1 protein-coding gene (only partly in view) is annotated in these 21717 nt (G+C 69.5%); it reads right to left on the minus strand.

This entire window lies inside a single protein-coding gene on the minus strand: locus ABD156_RS26120, encoding a WXG100-like domain-containing protein. The 90228-nt coding sequence extends 37864 nt beyond the window's left edge and 30647 nt beyond its right edge, so the window shows coding positions 30648-52364 (codon 10216, partial, through codon 17455, partial); the first complete codon in reading order (the gene reads right to left) occupies positions 21714-21716. The start codon and the stop codon both lie outside this window.

Raw genomic sequence — 21717 nt, forward strand, 5'->3', positions numbered from 1 at the left:
TCCAGCGCTTCCTGCGCAGCATCGCGGGATTCCGGCTCAGGCACCAGCCGGGCGACCGTGTCCGGATCCGCGAAGTGTTCCGGCCCCACCAGAGCGAGCTGCGAGTCGGCACGATTGCGGTCTTCGTACGCCAGGAACGCCAACGCATCGAGATATGCGTGCCGCACCGGCCACTGCAGCTCCAGCTCGTCTCGGGTGGCGGCGGCCGGCGGTATCATCCGGGACAGCGCGCGGTGCCGATAGAACAAGACATCCTCGGCCGGCAGCGCGCGCAATGCCTGCGCGTACCACGCCACCACTGGGGCCGCGAGGAACGGGATGGCACCCGCAGCGAATGCTGCGAAGGACACGCGAGCCATCGTTTCGTCAGCGGCATCCTGACCGGACGACTGCCCAGCATCGGCAACCAGGTCCACGATCGAGGTCAGCAGCTGTGCCGACGACGCGAACGCTTGCGCGTCGTACGCCTCCAGCGGCCACCAGCGCAGCATCTCCTTCGCCCTCGGCCGCCACTGCGCGGCCGACTCCGGACGTTCCGCCAGCGACTCTGCGGCGGCAGCGAACAGCGACAGCCAACCACCGGACGGAGTCTCCGCGCGGTCGTCTCGGTACTTCGGCAGTGCAGGCGCCGCCACGCTCGTGCGGCTCGACTCGGTGTACCGCGGAAGCGCCCAGCCCTCCTCGTCGTACCGAGGGCCGTCCTCGTCGTACCGAAGGAACTCCGTCTCGGTGCCATGTTCGTACAAATGCGAGACCAGGTCCGGACCGAGCCCGGGGTACCGCGTGTACACCACTTCCCCGAAGGGTCCCAGCCGCTGGGTTTCCCCGCCTTGCCAGAGGTCGTTGACCGTCCGGTTGATCCGGCGCTCGTGGAAGTTCGCCAGGTCGGCCCGGACCGGCTCGACGCTGCGCAGCAGCGGGACGAGCGCGTGCGCCATCGAGTGCCACAGAACCCCGGCCGGGTCGCGCAGCAGGTCTTCCGGAGCGGTGCCGGGCTGCTTCCACGTCTCGTCGACTTTGCCGGTCAGCCGGGCCCGGTCCTCCCCGCCGAGGCCGAGCTGCTGCCACGCCTTGTCGAGGAGCCGGGCTTGTTCGGCGGAGGGGAGCCGCTCCATCTCGTCGCGGCCAGTGCGTGCCTTGTCGGCCCACTGCTGCGCAAACCTCCGGACCGCGTCGGCGTCGTGCAGGTCGAGGTCGCGGAACCCGGTGCCAGGGACGCTGTCCCGGCCGTTCAGCACTTCCCGCGCGCGCTCGGCGAGCTCAGCGCTCAGCCGAGCCTCGTCGTCGCGCAACCGCTGCAGCGCGATGACATCGGGCACCAGCACGTGAGCCATCTCGTCCAGCAATTCCTGCACCCGGTTGTCGGGGAGGCCGATCCACAAGTCCGTTTCGCCGCGCTGGCCGACCGCCCACACCAGCTCTCGCGTCCCACGGGGTTCCTGGGCCTTCGTCCGGACCGGCTCCAGTGCGCCGTCCGCAGTTCGCCAGGCCACTCCCGGCATCGGGTTTCCCTCGTCGTCCCAGGCGGAGTCCGGGCGGGCGAGATTCTCCAGCTCCCGTTCCTCCCTGACCAGACGCCGGGCTTCGGCGAGCACCCGGTCGCGAGTCGGGTCGTCCAAGCCGGCCAAAGCGTCCCGGCCGGGCTGCAGGAGGGGGTTCCACCGGGCGGTGAACGCGGCCAGCGTCCGGCGGAGATCGCTGCCCGCCGCGGTGAGTCCGATGCTTTCCATCCGCTGGTACCCCAGCGCGACCCACCCGTCGCCCGGGGCCGTGGGCACGGTCCCGTTCCGAGTCCACGAGCGCAGCGCTTCAGCCGCCGCTCGCAACGGCCGGGTCTCATTCCATGCCGTCGTAGCGTCGTTCGCCGAATACAGCCGGGCTGCCAGGACTGCGACCAGATCGGCGTACATCTGCCGCTGTGCTGTCTCATCGGGACCGACTCCCGGCACGACTTCCGGCATCTCGCCCAGCAGCGCTTTGGCATGGCGGCGAAGGCTGTCTGCGGCTTCGAGCCCTTCACGCGCCTCCACCTCCGGCAATGTCACGGTGGTCGCGGTGTGGATTTCGCTCCGGAAGGACTCGTAAGCACGCACCAGACGGTGGAAGGAGGTCTCGGCCTGGTGGAGCCTGATCAAACGCCGCGCCATCACCCGGGCCAGTCTCTCCGCCGGGCCGAGCTTCGTCCGCGCGGCGATCGCGTCCCGCACGACCGGCAAAACCGCCTCGAAATCGGACGTGTCGGTGAGCTCGGCCACCGCCTTCGCCGCAGCGTCGCGCAGCCCGGCCACGAATTCGCCACCATACTGCCGCTCGATCTCGGCCAGCGCCGCCGCCGTCTCGTCCGCGTCGATGCCAAGCCGCGCAACGGCTTCCGGCCCGGCGAGGGCAGCGAGCGGGCCGCCGCGGCCGATCAGCTGCGCTTGATTCCGGGCTTCCTCCTCGATCCGAACCGCGACTGCTGCTTCCGCGCGCTGCCACAGCAGCTCCTGCGCCCGCGGCGAGGCGCCTCGCTCGGCGAGAGGAGCAGGCCGGTCGTCCAAGAGCCGCCGTGCGCTCGGCAACGCGACTCCGCCGCCATCGCGCAGGTACGCGTCGCCCTCCGCCAAGTCCGTTTCGAACATCTCCTCGAAATCCTCGACCGCGGCGAGTATCTCGGCGTCCTGGGCCGGGGAGACGGCCGCGCCTTCCGTCGCGGGCGAGGCGGGGGCCGTCTCGGGAGAGGCGGGGAGGCTGACATTCTCCGGTGCGACGACCGCTGGTGCCTCGGGCTGTTCCGGCCCGGGCACAGGGAGCTCGGCAGGCGGCGTTGTCTCGGCCGGAGCCGGAGACGGCGCCGGCGCCGTCTGCACCGGCAGCGGTGCCGCAGGCGTGCCAGACCCTGCTGGCTGAGCGGGTGGCAGTGCCTGCTGCCGACGCCACTGCTGCAGCAGCTCCCGCGCGATGCCGAGCGGCGGGTCGTACCGCAACGAGCGGAGCTGGCCGACTGTCGCTCGCGCCAATCCGGCCAGATCGGAGACCCTCGTCGAGGCGAGATAGTGCAAGGCCCGGTGTCCGACCAGCATGGCCACCGTGTCCGACCGGGCTGGGCCGCCGGGATGCCGGTTCAGCAGCCGCCGCCCTTCACGGAGCCACCATCCCCGCTGCCGCTCGTTCGCCTCCGCCAACGCGGTAAGGCCGGTTTTGACCTCGTCGGCGAGGCGGATCTCCTGCTCGGGTTTGTTCCCTTCCGCCTTGTGCCCGACAACGTTGAGCAGCCATTCCGCCGCCGCCTGATCGTCCAGCCGCAAGCCCAGCCACCGCAGCCACGGAGTCGCCAATGCCGCCCAGCCGTCGGAGCCGAGGAGCCGCATGCCTTCCGCCCGCCACTGCGCCAACTGCGCTTCCGGTGCCAGTTCCAGCCGTTCTCGCACCGCCTTCACCAGCGCCTCGTGCCCGCCGGACGGGTGCTCGCCAGCGACCGCCACGAACCAGCTCGCCACCGCCGGATCGTCCCGCAGGGCGGTCAGCAGGGGCTCCCGCTGCGCGGCATCCCACCGCTGCATTCCCTTGCCGCCGAGCATCCAGCCGGCCACGGTTTTGGCGCGAAGCTCCAGCCACTCCGGATCTGCCTGCCCGCGTTCTCCTGCCGCTGCCCAGGCTCCGGCGGCAGCCGCGGCCCGTGCCCGCACAGTCGCCACTGCGGCGTCCTGCCGGGCGACCGCGATCGCCAGGTCGTCGAGGTGCGCGCGCTCGGCGCGACTGCGCTGCTTGCGGCTGTTGTTGACCCCCACCAGGTTCCGCCCCCGCTTGAGCCACCGCGCCCGCACGTCCTCGGCAGTGGGGCCGGCCCCCCGCCCCGGCGGCTCGCGATGGAACGTGTTCCGGAAGCCGGTGGCGAAAACGGCCCGGAAGTCCGCCACCCGCTGGTCGGCTTCCGTCTCAAAAGCGCCCGCCTTCCGCAAATCCCGGAAGGCCGTCCGAACATCCCGCAGCCATTCCTCCGGCACCGCCTCCGCGTTCCATCCCGGCGTGCTGTCCAGCTCCCAGGACACGAAGGCGATCGCATCCACCAGCTCGTCGTACAGCGCCCGGGCTCGCTCGGCGGGCGCGTCCTCCGAATCGGACCGGAGCAGGCCGAGGAGCGGGCCCAGCAGCCTCGCGGAATCCGAGCGCCACTGCGCAGCGCTTGCCGCCAGCTGTGCTTCGGCACCGGCGATCGCAGCCCCCCAAAGGCGGCCCTGGCGGTTAAGCCGGAGCGCCAGCTCGGACGCGGGCAGCTTCGGGGCCAGGACCTCGCCTGCCAGCGACCGCAGTTCCCGCAGCAGCGGATCGCTCCACACATCGCGCAGCCACGCATCGGTTCGCGCGCCGGTCGTTTCGGCCGTCATCGCCGCAACGTGCGCCAAGAGCACGTCTTCCGCCAGGTCCCGCGCCGGTCCTCGCAGCCCCTCGATGGACCCGGACACCCGCTGGCCTAACTCGAACTGAGCGGCGGAGGCTGCCGGGATCGCCGAACCCACCGCCTTCCACAACTGGTCCAGCCGGTCCCGATGCTGGTCCCGGAACCGGTCGATCCGGGTGATCTCGCCCGACGACAAGGGCGCCTGTGCCGTCAACTGCGGCATGACCGGTTCCGCGGCCAGCTCGGCATCCCCGATCGACGACCACTCTCCGGAGGCCAACGCCTGCATGCGAGCCGCGCGCGCGGCCTCCTCGACCCGCGCCATCGCAACCGGAACCGGAGGATTGCCGGTGCGACGCAGCTCCGCGAAATCATCGGCGAGCGCCTCGGCAAGGTTTTCGAGAGCCCGGGCCTGCGTTCCCTGGCTCCGGGCGATTTCCAATAGGCTTGCCATGTCGTCCACGTGTTGTGCCTCGGCCGGGGTAAGCATCCCCGGAGCCACACGCGCCAGCTCGTCGTCCAACAGCTCCCGCATCTGGGGCCAGTCCGATGCGACAAGCGTCTCCAAGCCGAGCAGCGCCACCGCCCGGGCCGGCTCGGCGCCGGCCTCCCACGCCTCCCATCCGGCCAGCCAGGCGTCTAGAGCCCCGCCCGTCTCCAGAGCAAGCTCCACCAGCAGGCTTTCGCCTTCCAGGCGCGCGGCTTCCCGGTCGAGGGCGTCGATCCGGTCCTCCTCAAACGCGACCCGATCGGCCTGCCCGAGGCCGTTAACGTGGTCCAGGCGCGCCAGGTGGTAAGCCATCCGTTCGATCAAGGATCGGTACAGGCGCATCCGCAGCCGCGCCGCGTTCCCCGTCAGTTTCGCTCCGGGCGGCTGGTCGAAGCCGAGCCGCTCGGCGGCCAAGGCCCGCCAGCGGCTGGCGGCTCCGTCTGTCCCCGGTACGGTTTCCGCCGCGGATTCGAGCACACGAGAAGTCCAGCTCGCCGAACGGTCGCGGAACACCGACACCGTGAAGTCGTCCGCCTCGGCTGCCCGCCCGGCGCGGACCGCTCGCATCTCCTCCATCACCGGCACGGCCCACAACGCTTCGAAGGTCTCCGCACGGTAAGGGGAATCCCCCTCTTCAACCGCCCAGCCGTGCGCCACCGCGGCGTGGACGTCGAAGATCGCCCTCGCCGACACGGACTCGCCGGGTTCGCCCAGCACCGCCTCTGCCATTTGCTCAGCGGCGTTCCAGTCATGCACGTTCGCCTTCAGGCTGGCGACGCCGTCCTCGGTCCGCTCGATCAAGTCCGACCATCGCTCCAGGAGCGCCCGGTCCAGCGCGACACTCGCGGGGATGTCGACCTCGCGGCTCAACGCCGCGAACTCCGACCACAACTGGCCGGCGAGAACGCGCACCGGTGCCGGATCGCGGCGCCAATCCGGGTGCCGGGTCGCCATCAGTTTGAGGAGGTCCAGCAACAATTCCAGCTCAGCGGCCGAGAGCTCGAACGGCGCCGGCACACCGGGGGGCAGCACCATAGCCGCCATAACTGCCAGGTCCGATTCGTCCAGCGCGGCTTCCGGCTCAGCTGCCGCTCGGAGTTCCTGCCGCCACTTCGACCAATCCCGCATCGCGCCAATCGCCTCGTCGGAGACGGTCGCCCACTCTCCCGGAGCACGGCCCCGCGCCGCGTCCACCGCTTGCTGCAGCTGAGCCCGCAGCCGGACAAGCCGCGGGTCACGCCACCGCCGTTCGAACTCCGCCTGGAGATCCGCCGACCCGTAACCTCTGCGCATCCAGTCGTCCAGTTGCCGCTGGTGCGCGGACAGCACCCGCTTCACCAGTTCCGGCTGCACCCCGCTGCTCCACTCAGCAGGATTCCCGAACAGGCCCCAGACCGGCAGCGCGGCCCCGTCCGCGAGGACCAATCCCGGGCCTTCCTCGAGCGTGGCGGATTCGGCACTGTTCGGCGGCCGGCCCGCCGACTCGAGGGTCTTGCGGTCCTGGCTCATCTTCCGCAACGAACCGCCCGGCTCGAACAGCACCCGTCCGGACGGCTCGATCTTCACCGGGGTATCCGGACCCACCACATGCTGCCCGCGCCCCGCCCGGTCGGCCAGCACCTGCAACTGCCGCAGCAGACCGCCGGACGCCGGTGCCACGCCGCACGAGAACGCGATCAACCACGACCGCGCGGCCGCCTCCGGACCGGCCACTGCCGACAACACCGCGAACCACCCGCCCGGACTCAGCAGAATCCGGCGATACTGCCCGGGCGAACCCGGCTTCTCCTGCCAGATCGAAAACCCGGTCACCCGTCCGCCGGCGTCCTTGACCGCATGCATCGCCATCGAATACGAGCCCGCCGGCGCCGCTCCTGCTTCCAACCCGGCGACCGCTTCGTCAGCCCGCTCCGACAGCACGTCCTCCGGCGACGGGAACAAGGTCCCCACCCGCGTACCGTCGTCGGACACACACGGCCGCATCAGCACACCGGTCAGATCCACCTTCCCGCCCACGATCAACGTCGACTGCGCCACTACTTCGGGCTGGGGCAAGCCTGCCGCGCTGCCGGGCGCGACCATCCGCGCCGGGCTCGACCACTCGCCCAGGAACCACCTCGGCGAGCCCGGCACGAACGCCAACATCGCCCGCACCGCATCCGGAATCGGGAACGCACGGATCGCACCGTTCTCATACCGATGATCAGTCACGAACTTCACCAACGACGCCAACCCCGGCCTCGCCGCGATAAACCGCACCGCCGCAGTCAAAACCAGCTCCGGAACCTCGTGCTTGGCGATCGCCCGCTCGACCGCGAACAGATCCAACTCCCCCTCCCGGTTGTGCAACTGCCACACCAGCGTGTGCACCACCTTCGCGGTCAACGCGACCGTTCCATCCTGATCGTCGAGGCCGATCAGGACATCGGGCTGCGCCGGCGGCCCTGCCGGAACCCAGCTCTCCGCGTTGCCGGTCCGCATCCCGCCGAATCCGGGAAGCTTCTGATACCCGGTATACCTGGCGAACCCGACCGGAGTAACCCGCGGAATCGTGGAATTGCGCCGGTTCCGCCCCATCGGCGAATCAAGACTGGCTTCGACGACATCCACGAGGCCAGGATAACTGTCAAACAGCCGTCGCCTGGTTTTGCGGTAGTTCTCCGACATTCCGTACAGCAAGGCAGCACCGATCGGATGCCCCTTGGTCATCACGATCCCGGAATTATTTGGCTCCCGCCGCTCCCCGGCCGCTTCCCTGATAATCTGTTCAAGAACGCCGAACCCGTGCTCATTCACGACCGACCGCACGCCGGAAAGATGCTCGAGGACATTGTCGCCGTCCATATAGAAGCCGCCGAATAGATGCAAGAGCTGAATCCGAAGGATGTCGCTCGACGGCGCGTACCCGAGCCCGGACTCTTTGCTCCGCTCGGTGACGACGAACGGATGCGACGGCATCGGCATTTCGGAATGCGATATCTCGTCGATATTGACCAATTTGACATTGTGCGTGTTCGCATGCGAGACCATCTCGCGCACGCCCGCCAACTCGTCCGATTCATCCCCTGCCAGGACCGCGTCGATCTGCCAGCGGGGAATGTCGGTGAACAACACGAACGGAACCCGGTCGAACCGATCGGCCGCAGCACCGAAATTGTCCCAGAACTCCCCCGCACGCAGCGAACCGCCCAGCCAGATCCCGAATGCCACCATAGGCAGCTCCCAGAACGCCGGCAGCGAGCCGACCGGAACGCCCAGCACGGTCGCCCAATGCTGCCGTACCGCAGGCGGCCACTCCGCTCGGAGCACCTCCACCCCGGCACCCGCGCGATCCAGGGCCTCCGGCGTCGTCTCCTGCGGCGTCGGAGCCGCACCCCGCAACATGTCCATCGTCGACAGAAGACCGGCCCCCTGCTGGGCACTCAATCCCGGCACGTTCAGCCCGTGCAGCGCCGGCATCGGCGGCTTCCGCTTCCGCAACTGCAGCACATCCGGCCCGAGCAACTCCTGCCCCGGCACCAGCGTCGCGTGCTCGTCGGCCATCCGGTCAAGCGCCGCCACCGTCGGCTGCACAGCCGGATGTTCCAAAACCAGACCAGGACCCTCGAGAAGCGAATCCGACACCGCCGAATTCGGCAACCGCACCGCCGACGGCACCGTCGAGCCGTCGGTGCCAACCTCCCGCAGCGAACCGCCCGGATCGAACACCACCCGTCCGGACGGCTCGATCTTCACCCGGGTATCCGGACCCAACACCCGCTGCCCGCGCCCCACCCGATCGGCCAGCTCCTGCAACTCCTGCAGCAACCCGCCGGACTCCGGGGCCACACCGCACGAGAATGCGATCAGCCGCTGCCGCGCCGCCGCCTCCGGACCCGCCACCGCCAACAGCAGATAGAACCATGCCGCCGGACTCAACAGCACCTGCCGATACTGCCCGGGCGACCCCGACTTCTCCTGCCAGATCGAGAACCCGGTCACCCGGCCGGCCGCGTCCTTCACCGAGTGCATCGCCATCGAGTACGAATCGGCTGGCACCGCTCCCGCCTTGAATCCGGCCACCGCCTTGTCGGCCCGCTCGGACCGCACGTCCTCCGGCGACGGGAACAACGTCCCCACCCGGCTGCCGTCACCAAGCACACACGGCCGCATCAGCACGCCGGTCAGATCCAGCTTCCCGTCCTTCACCAGCGCCGACCCCAGCACGACTTCCGGCTGGGGCGCGCCGGACGGGTCCGCCGGGCCGACCGGCGGGACCATCCGCACCGGACTCGACCACTCGCCGAGGAACCACCTCGGCGAGCCGGGCACGTACTCCAGCAGCGCACTCACTCCGTCCGGAATCGGGAACGCCCGGACCCCGCCGTCCTCATAGCGATGATCGGTCACGAACTTCACCAACGACGCCAGCCGCGGCCTCGCCGCGATGAACCGCACCGCCGCGGTCAGGACAACCTCCGGAACCTCGTGCTTGACGGCCGCCCGCTCAGCCGCGAAAAGATCCAGCTCCCCCTCCATGTTGTGCAACTGCCGCACCAGCGTGTGCACGATCTTCGCGGTCAACGCGACCGTTCCCTCATGATCGTCGACGCCGATCACCACGTCCGGCCGCGCCGGCGGCCCGGCCGGCACCCAGCTCTGCGCGTAGCCGGTCGTGATCCCCTCGAACCCGGGGGTCTTCTGATAACCCGTAAACCTCTCCGATCCAGCAGGAGCAGTCCGCAGAATAGTGGAATTACGACGATTCCGCCCCATTCCGGAGTCAAGATTCGTTTCCACGAGGTTCATCATCGGGGCAGGAGTTCGGGAAAACAGTTCCCTTCTGGTCATGCGATAGCTCTCGGCAAAATGGGAAAGCCAGCCAAGACCAATCGGATGACCTTTTGTCATCACAAGGGCGGAATTGTTCCGCATACGGCGCTCTTCCGCCCCGTTCCAGACAACTTGCTCTAGACCGGCAAATCCGTCCTGAGTCACGACGTCCCACGCTTGAGCAAGATCCTCTACGACATTGTCGCCATCGGTGTAGACCCCGCCGAAAAGATGCAAAAACTGAACCCGGAGGATGTCTGCCGACGGCGCATACCCCAGCCCGGACTCCTTGGCCCTCTCGGTGGCCACCAACGGATGCGCTGGCAGCGGCATTTCGTCATGCGAAAGCTCGTCAATATTGACCAGCTTCACATTGTGCGCCCTCGCGCGCGCGACCATCTCGCGCACACTCGCCAGCGCATCCGTTTCGTCTCCGGCCAGGACCGCCTCGATCTGCCGCCGGGGCACGTCGGTGAACAACACGAACGGAATCCGGTCGAATCGCTCGGCCGCACCGCCGAAATTGTCCCAGAACTCCGCACCCGGAGGACCGCCCAGCCAGATCCCGTACACCGTCTTCGGCAGCTCCCAGAACGCCGGCAGGACGCCGACCGGAACACCCAGCACGGTCGCCCAATGCTGCCGCACCGCGGGCGGGCACTCCGCCCGCAGCACCTCAACCCCGGCACCCGCGCGATCCAGGGCCTCCCGCGTCGTCTCCCCCGGTGTCGGAGCCGCACCCCGCAACATGTCCATCGTCGACAGAAGACCGGCCCCCTGCCGGGCGCTCAACCGCGGCACGTTCAGCCCGCGCAACGCCGGCATCGGCGGCTTCCGCTTCCGCAACTGCAGCACATCCGGCCCAAGCAACTCCTGCCCCGGCACCGACATCGCGTGCTCGTCGGCCATCCGGTCAAGCGCAGCCGCCGTCGACCGAACAACCGGATGCTCCAAAACCAGACCAGGACCCTCGTCCAACGAATCCGACACCGCCGAATCCGGCAACCGCACCGCCGACGCAACCGTCGAGCCGTCGGCGCCCACCTCCCGCAACGAACCACCCGGATCGAACACCACCCGCCCGCCCGGCTCGATCTTCACCCGGGTATCCGGACCCAACACCCGCTGCCCACGCCCCGCCCCGTCAACCAGCGCCTGCAACTGCCGCAGCAGACCTCCAGACTCCGGCGCCACACCGCACGACAACGCCACCAGCAACGCGCGCTGCGCGTTCTCCGGGCCAGCCACCGCCGACAACAACCGCAGCCATCCGGACGGGCCGACCTGCACCCGGCGATACTGCCCGGGCAGTCCGGGTTTCTCCTGCCACAGCGTGAACCCAGCGGCACGCCCGGCTGCGTCCTTCACCGAGTGCATCAGCATCGAGTACGAATCGGCTGGCGCCGCTCCCGCCGCGAACCCGGCCACCGCCTTGTCGGCCCGCTCGGACCGCACGTCCTCCGGCGACGGGAACAACGTCCCCACCCGGCTGCCGTCGCCGGTCACGCACGGTCGCATCAGCACTCCGGTCAGATCCAGCTCGCCATCGACCAGCAACGCCGAGTAGGACACCACGTCCGGCGACTCCGGAGTGCCAGCCGGCTCGTCGAACAGGTCGGCCGGTGCGGTGAGCTTCTCCCGCGCAGCCCACGTCGCGAACTCGGCCGGAGTCTGCGTTTTCGACGTCGCCTTGATCGGGTCGTTGACAACGAACGCGGGCTCCCCGCCGACCCTGGTCGCCTGGACGTGCACGGTGTGGATCGGCGGCGCGAGCACTCGGCCTGACCCCGCGGCCAGCCGGGTCCATAACGCCATCGCTGCTGACCGGGTACTGATTCGCGGAGCGACCGGCACCCACGAACTGTCGCTCAGCGCCGGCTCGGCACCGAGAAGGTGCCCTTGGGGTTCGTTCGCCAGTTGCCGCTCCAGAAGGCTCAGGTAGTTCTCGGAATCGATCGACGACAGCCGACGAGCCGGCCGGTCCACCAGTTTCGCCGTGGCCAGCGCGATGCTGACCCGCCAATGACCTCGCACGGTCATCGGCGACAGCACCGGCACTCGCTCCTGGCGAGGGTCGGCGGCTCCGAGTTTCTGCATGGTTCGCGCCCAGCGGTCGGTGAGGCCGTGCCACGCGTCAGCGTCGCGCGAGTTGGCACTGGCCAGCTCCGCTGCTCGTTGCTCCAGGTCCTCGAATTCCGCGCGAGCCGCCGCCACACGTCGGCCGGCCAGCTCGTAAACTGTCCGGCCCAACGGCCGGTCACGCCGGGCACGCGCTTCGGATTCCAGCATTTCCGTCGCCTTCTCGACCTCGTCGGCGACCGCGCGGCCAACCAGGAGAAGAGACGCCAGCGTCGGCACTCGCCTACGCAATTCGGTGTTGATCGACGCCGGAACGCAGGTCCCCAGGAAGTGCTGTTCCTCGTGCCCGGCCCCGGCGAACAACGATTCGGCCAGTGCCGCCGGGTTGGCCAGCAGAGTGCGGAACAGCGCGCTGGAACTCAGCCCGGCACGAGCTTCGCCGCTCAGATTGACGGTTCCGAGAACGGCCAGCCGGACCGGGAGCGGCCGCCCGGGGGTCCAGTCGACGCCGTGGACCATCGACGTCTCGCGGTCGAACGGGTTTCGCCCGGCCTGCAGGTCGGCACGGATGTCGTCGAGCAGCTGGGTAAGCCGGTCGGGGGCGATCGGCCGGATGGACTGCCTGCCAGTGCCGGGGCCGGCTGCGTCCACTCGGCCCGGCGCCAGCATCGCGGCAAGGACCGCGTCGTTTACCAGCCCGCGAATCCGCTCGCGCGCCGCTGGATCGTGCACCGCGCTCAGGTTGTCGTCGATGACCTGGAGCCGCTCGCGACTGCCTGCCGGCAACATATGCCGCTCTGCCTCGCCAGGCTGGCCGAGAGCGACCGCATCGGCGATCCACCCGCGCACCTCCGGTTCCGGCAGCGCGAGACGGTTCAGTCCGGCGCTGGCCTGGCGATAGTCCTCGAAGATGGCCGCCGCTTCGCTTTCGAACCGGGCCGGATCGCGCGAGGTCGTGGCCAGCGATTGCACGGCACTCGATCGGCGCCTGAAGAACGAACGCGAGGTGCTCGGACGAGGAAGGTTCTCGGACGAGGCCGAGGTGACCGAGGCAGTCGGCGAGGCCCCGCCGACCAGCGCCGGATCAAGAGGCGGGTGCTGGTCGAGCGGGCGCGCACCGGTGTGTTCCAGCGCGGCGAACCCGGACGGCCCTTCGACCGGCGTGCCGTCGTCCGCCCGGCCGAGCCGGATCTCCAGGTCCGCCATCGTCTCCCGGAGAGCGTCGAGATAGTTGACCTTGCCGGCGAGGTCTTTGTGCACCAGCAGGAAGTTGCCGTCCAGGAACACCACGCCCTGAGCGCCTTCCGGCTGCGCCTGCATGTGGGCGGTGATCTCGGGCAGCGACGCTGCGACGAACTCCGCACCCAGCTCCGCCTGCGCCTCGCCCACCGTCACCGGGCCGCCCGGCTCGGCCGGGACTGTACGACCGTCGATGATCGACCTTGACAACGCGATCACCGACGCCAGCGCATTCCGGACATGACTCCGCTTGCCTCCGTCCAGGCCCGGACGGTTCACACCCACCCCGAACCGGTACTCCGGATGCGCCACAAACGCCGCCCGCGCCGCTCGGTGCGCCTGCTGCAACGTGACCGCGTCCGCCCACGTCTCCAGCGCAATCAACGCCTGCCGCTTGAACTCCGGGTAGACCGTGTCCTCCTGCGGTTCCCTCTGCGGAACGCCATTCTTGTCCGGTGAATACGCAACCCACGCGCCGCCCCGATGGACCGGGACGTCCCCGACGTTCTGGCCCTGGAAGGCAATCGATACCTTGTTGTCTCCGAAATAGCCTCGATTCCGATAGCCCCGCTGAGTGAGCGCCTCCACCAGCCCGACGCCCAGGCCGGACGCCCCGGCGTGGCACACCACCCATCGAATAGCCCCATCCGGCCTGACCGCATAGGCGGAGCGGAAGGACTCCGAGTTGTCCAGCACGGCCGCGAATTCGGGGGCGCGCAGACGTACTTTCAGCCTGTTCCGGATCGTGCGGCCGTTGGTCAGACGCGTTCCCGGCGGAAGCCAGACCGAGACCTGTCCTGCCCTACCGGCATGCGCGCTAACCTCGATCGGCCCTGCCGAATGCCGTGTGTAATCCTCGGCTCCGGGTGCCTCCACCCGCCCGTTGTACCCAAGCTCCCGGCGGCTCTCCGCCGAGCGCGCCGACGGCAATTCCTCCTGGCTGTCGCGCGCCAACCAGGTGTACCGGACGTGTCCGTCCGCACCCCGAGCCCACTCCTTATCCTCTTTGAAGAATTCGAAATCGAAGGTGACGCCGACCGGCACTCCCTTGCACATGAGCGCGCCGCTCCACACATCCTTGGCATGAAACCCAATGCCTTGCCGGTCGTCTTTTCGGTCGTCCTTCCTCTTGTGGAACATCTTCTTCGCATAGGAGACGAATTTGTTTTCGAAGGCCGCGGCCAAATCGCTTTCAAAGACCTCCGCGGTGACGATCGGCCCTCTCCCGGCTTCGGCCTGCCACCGCCGCAGCACCGGATGGTTCGCCAGCTGCGCCGCCGGATCCCCCCTCCCCGCGACCAGGTTCTTGTCGAGCACGCGCGACTTCAGCTCCGTCGCCGGCGTCCACGGCAGCGGAACAAAACCCACCACCGGCGCTCGCGGCGTGGTCCGGCCCATGGTTTGCGCCTGCACGTCCAGCAACGTGATCAGGCCGCCCTCCTCGACCGGTGCCTTCCGCACCAGCAAGTAATGCCCGTCCCGGCGCCCGCCCCCGACATAGACCAGCCCTTGCGCACCGCCTTCCTGTGCGCGCATATGCCGGAAAATCTGCTCGAACGTCGCCCGCCGCATCAGCGCGTTCGCCAGCTCGTTCGCTTGTCCGACCGTCGTCGGCCGGCCCGGCCCGGCCCGGTACGACTGCTTCTCCTTCATCGCGAACGACCCCTGCACACACATCTCCAGACAGCGGTCGACCGCCCCGTCCGCATTCACCCCCACCAACCACGGGGCATGCACCGCGAAGAACTGCTCCGACTCGGCATCCGAGCGGAACACATCCCCAGTCACCACCGAGCCCGGAGGCAGCCGAAGCGCGTCATCCACGCTGAGCGAACCCGCTGCCGGACGCGAAACCGACGCTCCCCCGCCGACCAGCGCCGGATCGAGCGGCGGATGCGTCTCGACCGGCCCGGCGCCCTGCGGCGAAAGCAGCCGCGCCGGTTCGGAATCGGCCCCAGGACGCACCAGGACCGGCGGCCGTCCCGGCTGGAACCGGAGGACCGGCTCGGCAGCCTTGTGCCGGGCCACGATCACGTCGTCCGCGCTCAGCCCGCCCGGACCCGGGGTCTCCTCGCCGAAGCCGGCCGGACGCCCGATCCCGGTCCTGCGCCGGATCAGCCGTCGGAACAGCTCGTCCTGCTCCGGCGCGAGCGGTTCGCCGTCCGCGGTCACCAGCCGGAACGGATCGCCGGCCCCGGCGACCTTCGCGAACCCGCCGTCCTCGGTGCGCCATTCGACCAGTCCGCCGGCGAGCCGGATCTTCCCCTGATCCGCCAGTTCGCCCATGCTGTCCGCGAGATCGCGCTGTTCCTGTGCGCGCTGCCGGTATCGGGCCCGCACCGCCTCCCACCGGTCCGCCGGCACCGACTCCCGAGCCGGCCGCACCGGCGCGAAAAACCCGACCAGACCTTGATAGTCGGCGGGGACGCCCAGGTACGAGTCGAGCTCGTCGATCGTCGACGCCCGGAGCTCCGGCGGCTTCCGGACCGCGCCCCGCCGGCTCCACCGCACCGCCGCCCACTCGCTCGGACGCACCTCCAGCCGGAACCCGAACCGGTCCAGCGCCGATTGGAGAAGACGCTGGTCCTCCTTCGGAATGCGATACACCGACTCCGCTTCGTCCGAGGTCACCGGTGTGGCGCGGGTCGTGTCGCCGGTGCGCCACAGCCCCGGGTCCGGTCGCAGGCGCCGGTCGAGATCGTCGAACAGGTCCTCTACGAATGTCGTGCCCTCCGACGGGATTTCCGGAAGGCTGGTCCGGTTCTCTCCCGACCCGGAACGGCCAGCGGCACCGACCGGCAACTGGCGGACTTCGCCGCCCATTCGGACCCGGCCGGATTCGTCCACCGCGGCCGCCGCGGCGATCTCGATCGCAGGGAACGCCTGGCCATTGCGCAATTGCTCGCCCAGGCTCCGAATGTCGGTGTCGAACACCGCCGCGGGCACGGATCGGTCGGGGACGATCTTGACGGTTGCGTCGGGATGCCCGGCCACGTGCTGCTGATACCCGGCGCTGGCGAGAAGGTGGTTTCCGTAGTCCGCCCAGTCGAGGGCTTCCCCCCCGAGGACCGGGCGGCCGTCGTCGGAGAGCGTGACGAACACGACGAACGGCTGCGGCCGTCCGTCGTCGGCGCTAGGCGACAGCGCCGAATAAATCACGCTCTGATCCGCGAGCGCGCGCGATTCTCTCGAGAAGGTCACCCCGCCGGATGCACCGCCGACCGGGGGGAAGGTGATCGAGCTGGTGTCGGACCGATTCGTCGCGATGCTCGCCGAGTCCCCGCGTCGCCTCGTCTCGCTCGCGCCAGACCGGGCGCGCGTCCGGGTGCCGGCTGGAACGGGTCGGCTGCCGCCGCCGGCCTCCTCCCTCAGCAGCGCCGCCAGGTTTCGGGCGTGCGACAGCCGACCGGCACGATCCGGCCCATCGCTCAGGAGCCGGCCGGCTACCAGGTCGACCATCGCCTGCCGCTGAATGTCGCGCCGAGCCTGCGCGACCGGCGACGTCACCGGCGGGCGCGTTTGCAGTACGTCGTCAACCATTTCCGCGGCCAGCCGCCGCGCATCGCGCACGCGCCCGGCGGGTGCCTTCGGACGCGACAACGAGCGCCGCGCCTCCTCGAGTTCTGCCGCTCGGCCCGGAAGCGGGTCGACCGGATCGATCAATTCGGCCCACACGTCGCGAGCCAACTGCTCGGCAAACGGCCGCCGCCGCGGATGGTCGTCGTCCGTGCGGAGCTGAGCAGCTACCAAGTCACGGATCGCCTGGATCTGTGCCGCACGTTCGGGGTCCGGGGAAGACAACAGTCCGCCCGGAACGTCCCGGCCGACGATCCGCGTTGCCTGCCGGTAAAGCAGCTGTCGTTCCTCCCGGGCAAGTGCCTGGAGGACTGCCCGAGCGCTCCGCAGCTCCCTTCGCCGTTCAGGCAGCGGGTCGCCAGTCGAACCCGGCCGCACCTCTTGGCTCGCCCGGGCTGCGTCAGGCAGGGGCGCGCCTTGCGCCAGGACATCGGCGGCCGTCCCATCGGACCGAGCGCCGGCAGTCCCGGTCGGCTCGAGAGCGGTACTGCCCGAAGCGAAACGGGGCGTGGGGTCCTCATGGCGGAGCCTGACAGCCTGGCCGCTCGCGCCCGGAACCCGGTGCCTGGACTGACCTTCCGCCGCAGGTGCCGTTTCCTCGACCGCGGCCTGGGCCGAACGCGCGCTGGCGAGCGCCCGGTCGTAGTTGTCCTTCGCCGCCCACCATGCGGCGGCCGCGGCGGCAGTGGCGGCCGGGGCCGCGAGCAGCGCTTGATGTCCGGCCTCGGTCAAGGGCGACGTCTGATGTTGCAGGCCGGCTTCCGCCTTGACCGCAGCGGTCCAGGCTTTCGCGGCTTCCTCGCGCTGCGTCGCGGCGTCGACCAGCGTTTGCGGAAGCGGGCGCGCGGCGGCCGGACGGTGCCGGATCCCGTATGCCTCGCGCACGACCCGGTTGACGATGCCGGTCTTCGCCCAGACGCCGACTTTTCGCAGCAACGCCCGTTTCGGCCTGGCGACGAAGCGGAACTCGACGTCGTGCAAGTCGACCTGAGTGATCTTGTCTTTGGTGACGGTGGCCTTCTCCGGACTGGGTTCGGGCCGGCGCATGCCTCCCGGCAGGAGCCCCGGCTCGCCGGAGCGCTTGGACTCGGACTTCGATTCGGGGTCCACCCCCGCGCTGACATACGCCAGCCGTCCGGTGTCCGGCACCCGGGCGTGCACCTCGAGCTCCACATCCGCCATCGGGATCACGAAGGTGCCGCGCATCATCGACTGCAGCATTTTCACCGACGGCAAGGTCAGCGTCTGCCGCAGATCGAGCAGCACTGCCGAGTCCACGTCGGCACCGGCCTCGCGGATCGCTCGTGCCGCGCTTTCCCGCAAGTCCCGCAGGGCGCCGAAGTAGTCCTCGGCCTGGAACGCACCTTCCTCGTAGGTCGGGTCGGCGGCAGCCGGGTCGGGTGCGGTTCCTCGCGGCGAAACCTTCAGGTACCCGGGCTGTTCGCGCCAGGCAGCCGACTCCGCGGCATCGGCTCGGCGGTGCGCCGGGGTGTTCCAGCGCACCAGGCGCTGCCCGGACCGCCCGGCTGTGGGAAGCGGCGGCCGGGTCGACAACGTTTCCGGTTCGGCTTCGCCCAGCCGGGCTCGTCCGTCCGCCGGCGCGGGGTAGGACGCCTCGCTCAGCCGCAGGAGGCGGATGTCGCGCCAGGGCATCGAATCGCTCGCGGCGACCGTTCCGGCCACCTCGCCGCCGTGCTGGCCCAGTCCGAGATCCCGCTCGATCTTGAGATGGAAGCCGACCCGGCCGTCGTAGGCGGCCACCGGCCCGGTGACCGACGCCGACTGGTTGTACTTCTGTTTGATGGCACCGGTGCTCTTCACGTCTCGCTCGCCGAGCTTGGCCATGTTGACCGACAAGGTCGGCAGCCCAGGCGTGTTGATGCCGCCGGTCTTCGGCGCGAGGCTGTGCGGCACATTGCCGCCGATCTGGCCAAAGCGCCAGACCGCGCTCAGCGAGGCGCTGAGCGCGGCACGTGTGCGCCCTGAGGTCTTGGTGTTCGCGCCCTTGGCATCCATCTTCTGGCCGACCGACAACTTGTCGACGTGTTCGACACCGGCGAACGCCAGCTCGCCCACGAGGGCCGCGTCGAGCGTGAGGTGATAGGTCTCGCCGACGAAGCCCTCCAGCCGCAGCGTGATGGCCTGCCCGCCGTTCAGCGCACCGCTCGCCGCGGTGCTGACGTCGCGAAGGAACTCGTCCACCCGCCGGAAGTTGTCGTGCAGCTGGCCGGAAGGCGACGTCGGCAACAGCCGAAGCGCTTTTTGTTCGCCCAGGCTGTCGATCAGCTGGCGGCGCAGGTCGGGAATCCGGTCGCGGAGATCGATCCTGGTGGTGATCGCGCTGAGCCCCAGGGACGTCCCCGTCGACTGGGTCAGCGCTGCGGGCGCGGGTACCGTCCGCGCGTGCGGTGCCTGCGATTCCGGCGCGGTGGCGTGCGCACCAGCCGCCGAGGCCGGCACCGCGGCCGACGTCGCCAGCGCAACCCCGATCTCGTCCGCGCCTGGAACAGCCGGCGGCTTGGCGGACTCTGGCCCCGCTGTCGAAGCGCCCTGGCCGCCGGCTGCCGGGCCCATCGCGGCCAGCTGCTCGTCGGTGGCCCACATCAGCCAGAAGCGCGGCACGTCGAAGCTGACTCCGGCCCGGCGGGGAGCCGGGCGGCGGAAGATGCCGAACCGGTCGATATTGCCGACGGTCGATGCTTCGGTGACGACCTCGGCGGCCGCATCGACCCAGACCAGCGTCTCCTTGACCGGGACCGCGTCCTTGACGGTTCCTTCTTCTGCCAAGTTGAGCTCTGTTTCGGACTTCGTGCCCTGGCGCCGGGAAAGCAGTTCGGTCGAGGCCATGGCGGTGATCCGCTGGCGGACCAGCGGACCGGGGCCAGGCCCTGGGGCGAACACGTAGAACAGCGGATTTACTTCCAGCGCCGATGCCGAAGCCGCGCCGGCCGACCGGCCGATCCCGGTCAGGGCCGAGAACGACTTTTCGATCTGCTGGAACTCCTCGGCTGACGCAGGCACCGGGTTGCGCGGGGTCAGCCGAACGACGGCGTTGTCGTTCAAGTCTCGCAGGTTCCGTCCCCACCGCCGGTTGATCCGGATCGGCTCGAACGGCGTGGGATTGCGGCGGAGGGCGTCCGGGGTCAGCTGGAGCTCGTCTTGGCTCGCGCTCGCGTGCGGGAACACCGCCCTGCCATGCTCGTCCACCGCGTCGACTGGGTCGCCGGACGCGACGCAGAAGAACGTGTCCACCGCGTCGCGCAGCTGATCGCTGCCGCGAACCGCGACAACCTCCACCTCGTCCAGCTCTGCGGGCACGCTCCGGGACACTTCGTTGATGCCGGGCACGTCCCGCATGACCCGCACGTTCTGCCGGGCTGCCGAGGGCAGCCGCTCCGGCTGAACCGTCGAAGTCAGCGGCTCGGGCACGCTGAACCGGATCGGCACCGTGAGCGGCCGCAGCCGGTGCCGGCCGATCCTGGTCAGTTTGGGCGCGGTGCGGCCCGGCGAGCCGGGCACACTGCGGCGGACGCCGGCAGCGAGGCGGTGGTATGCGGTCACCCTGCTGGCGATCGTGAGGCCGGCCGAGAACGACTGCATGCCCTGCGAGCCGATCTTGCCCGCATTAGTCAGGCTGTCGCCGTGCGTCCGGGTCGTGGAATTCTCCGTCTCGGTGCGCACCGCGGTGGACCGGCTCCACGACCATCCCCCGGTGATCTTCGACTCCCAGCCCGGCAGGAGCGCCCCGATGATTTTCACCATGAAGGCCGAGACATTCGGCCCGGCCTTCGCATCCCATTTCTTCGCCGAGCTCAAGCCGACGAGTTCGGCCGACTCCGTCTTCCTGCTGAACGTGGTGCCGTCCGGGGTCGCCGGCAGGTCACGCAGATCGTCCATCGTGGCTTTCAGCGTCACGGTGGCCGTGTAGTCCCGGAAAGTCCCTGCCTTGACCAGCTGGAACGACAGTCCGCGGTCGGTGAGCATCGTGTCGACCAACCGGCTCAGCTGCTCTTCCGACAGGTGCGTCTTCGCGGCGTCGCGACGTTTGAGCAGCGCCTCGACCGCCGGCTTCAATCCTCCGCTGAGCTTCGGATCGTCGAACTCGACGACAAAACCGCCGCGCGTCAGGTGGTGCCACCTCCGACCGGGAACGCGCCGCAGTACCTCGGCGATTCGGTTGTAGAGCGCGTCGCCGAGCCCGAGATCTTCGACGAAGGCGCCTCCGATGGAAGTGAGCTCCTCGATGTGGCGCGGCGCGTAGACCTGGCGCGGGGCAGCGTTTTCCGTCGCTTCGCCGTCCTCGTCCCGCAGTGCGCCGGTGCCGGTGCCGGTGCCGGTGCCGGTCGAAACGCTCGCAGAGTCGAGGAACGCCGACTCGTTCCCGGAACTCTCGCTGGACGAGTCCAGGAAGGTCGGCCCATCCCCGGAACTCTCACTCGCCGAGTCCAGGAAAGTCGGCTCATCCACGGAACTCTCACTGGACGAATCCAGGAAGGTTCCCCTGGGCTCGCCCCCGCGGCCGGATTGCGCGTCGCCCGCCGCGAGCGAATCAGTCCTGCTCTGAAGGCCGGCACGCTCGACCCTGTCCGAGGGCGCCGTTTGGAATGCCTCGATCCAGCCGTCCAGCGGGAACCCCTCGCCCCCGAGCTGCCGGACTTCCAAGCGGTGCACTGTCTTGAAGCGAATGACCTGTCCAGTCGTCACAACCGAGTCGGCGAGCGACATCTTGCGCCGGTTCTCCTGCCCGTGCCCAGCGGCGAAGGACACCCCGACGCCCGGACCGAGGCCGAGGGCTACCCCGGCCAGCCCGGTGGCCGGGGTAGCCGCGATGAGGGCCGAACCGCCCAGCGGCCGTTTCGTCGAGGTCTGCTTCGTCACTGTGTCTTCGACGGTATTTTTCGTGGTGCTCTCCGCGTCCGCGAGCGATTCGACGACCTGCACGGTCTGTGCGACAGCGCGCATCTCGAAGATGGTCGGCCGGCCGAACCAGCGCTTGCTGTACGGGCCCTTCGCGACGTCGTCCGAGCGGACCCACCCCAGGTTGGCGGAGTCGGGGTCGCCCGGGTCGACGAACACCGCCATCTCCTGCCACCGCGCTTTGAGGTTCGCGTCGCTGAAAAAGTTCTGCAGGGTCTCCCGG

It is taken from the genome of Amycolatopsis albidoflavus (assembly GCF_039525725.1).
Taxonomy (GTDB): domain Bacteria; phylum Actinomycetota; class Actinomycetes; order Mycobacteriales; family Pseudonocardiaceae; genus Amycolatopsis; species Amycolatopsis albidoflava.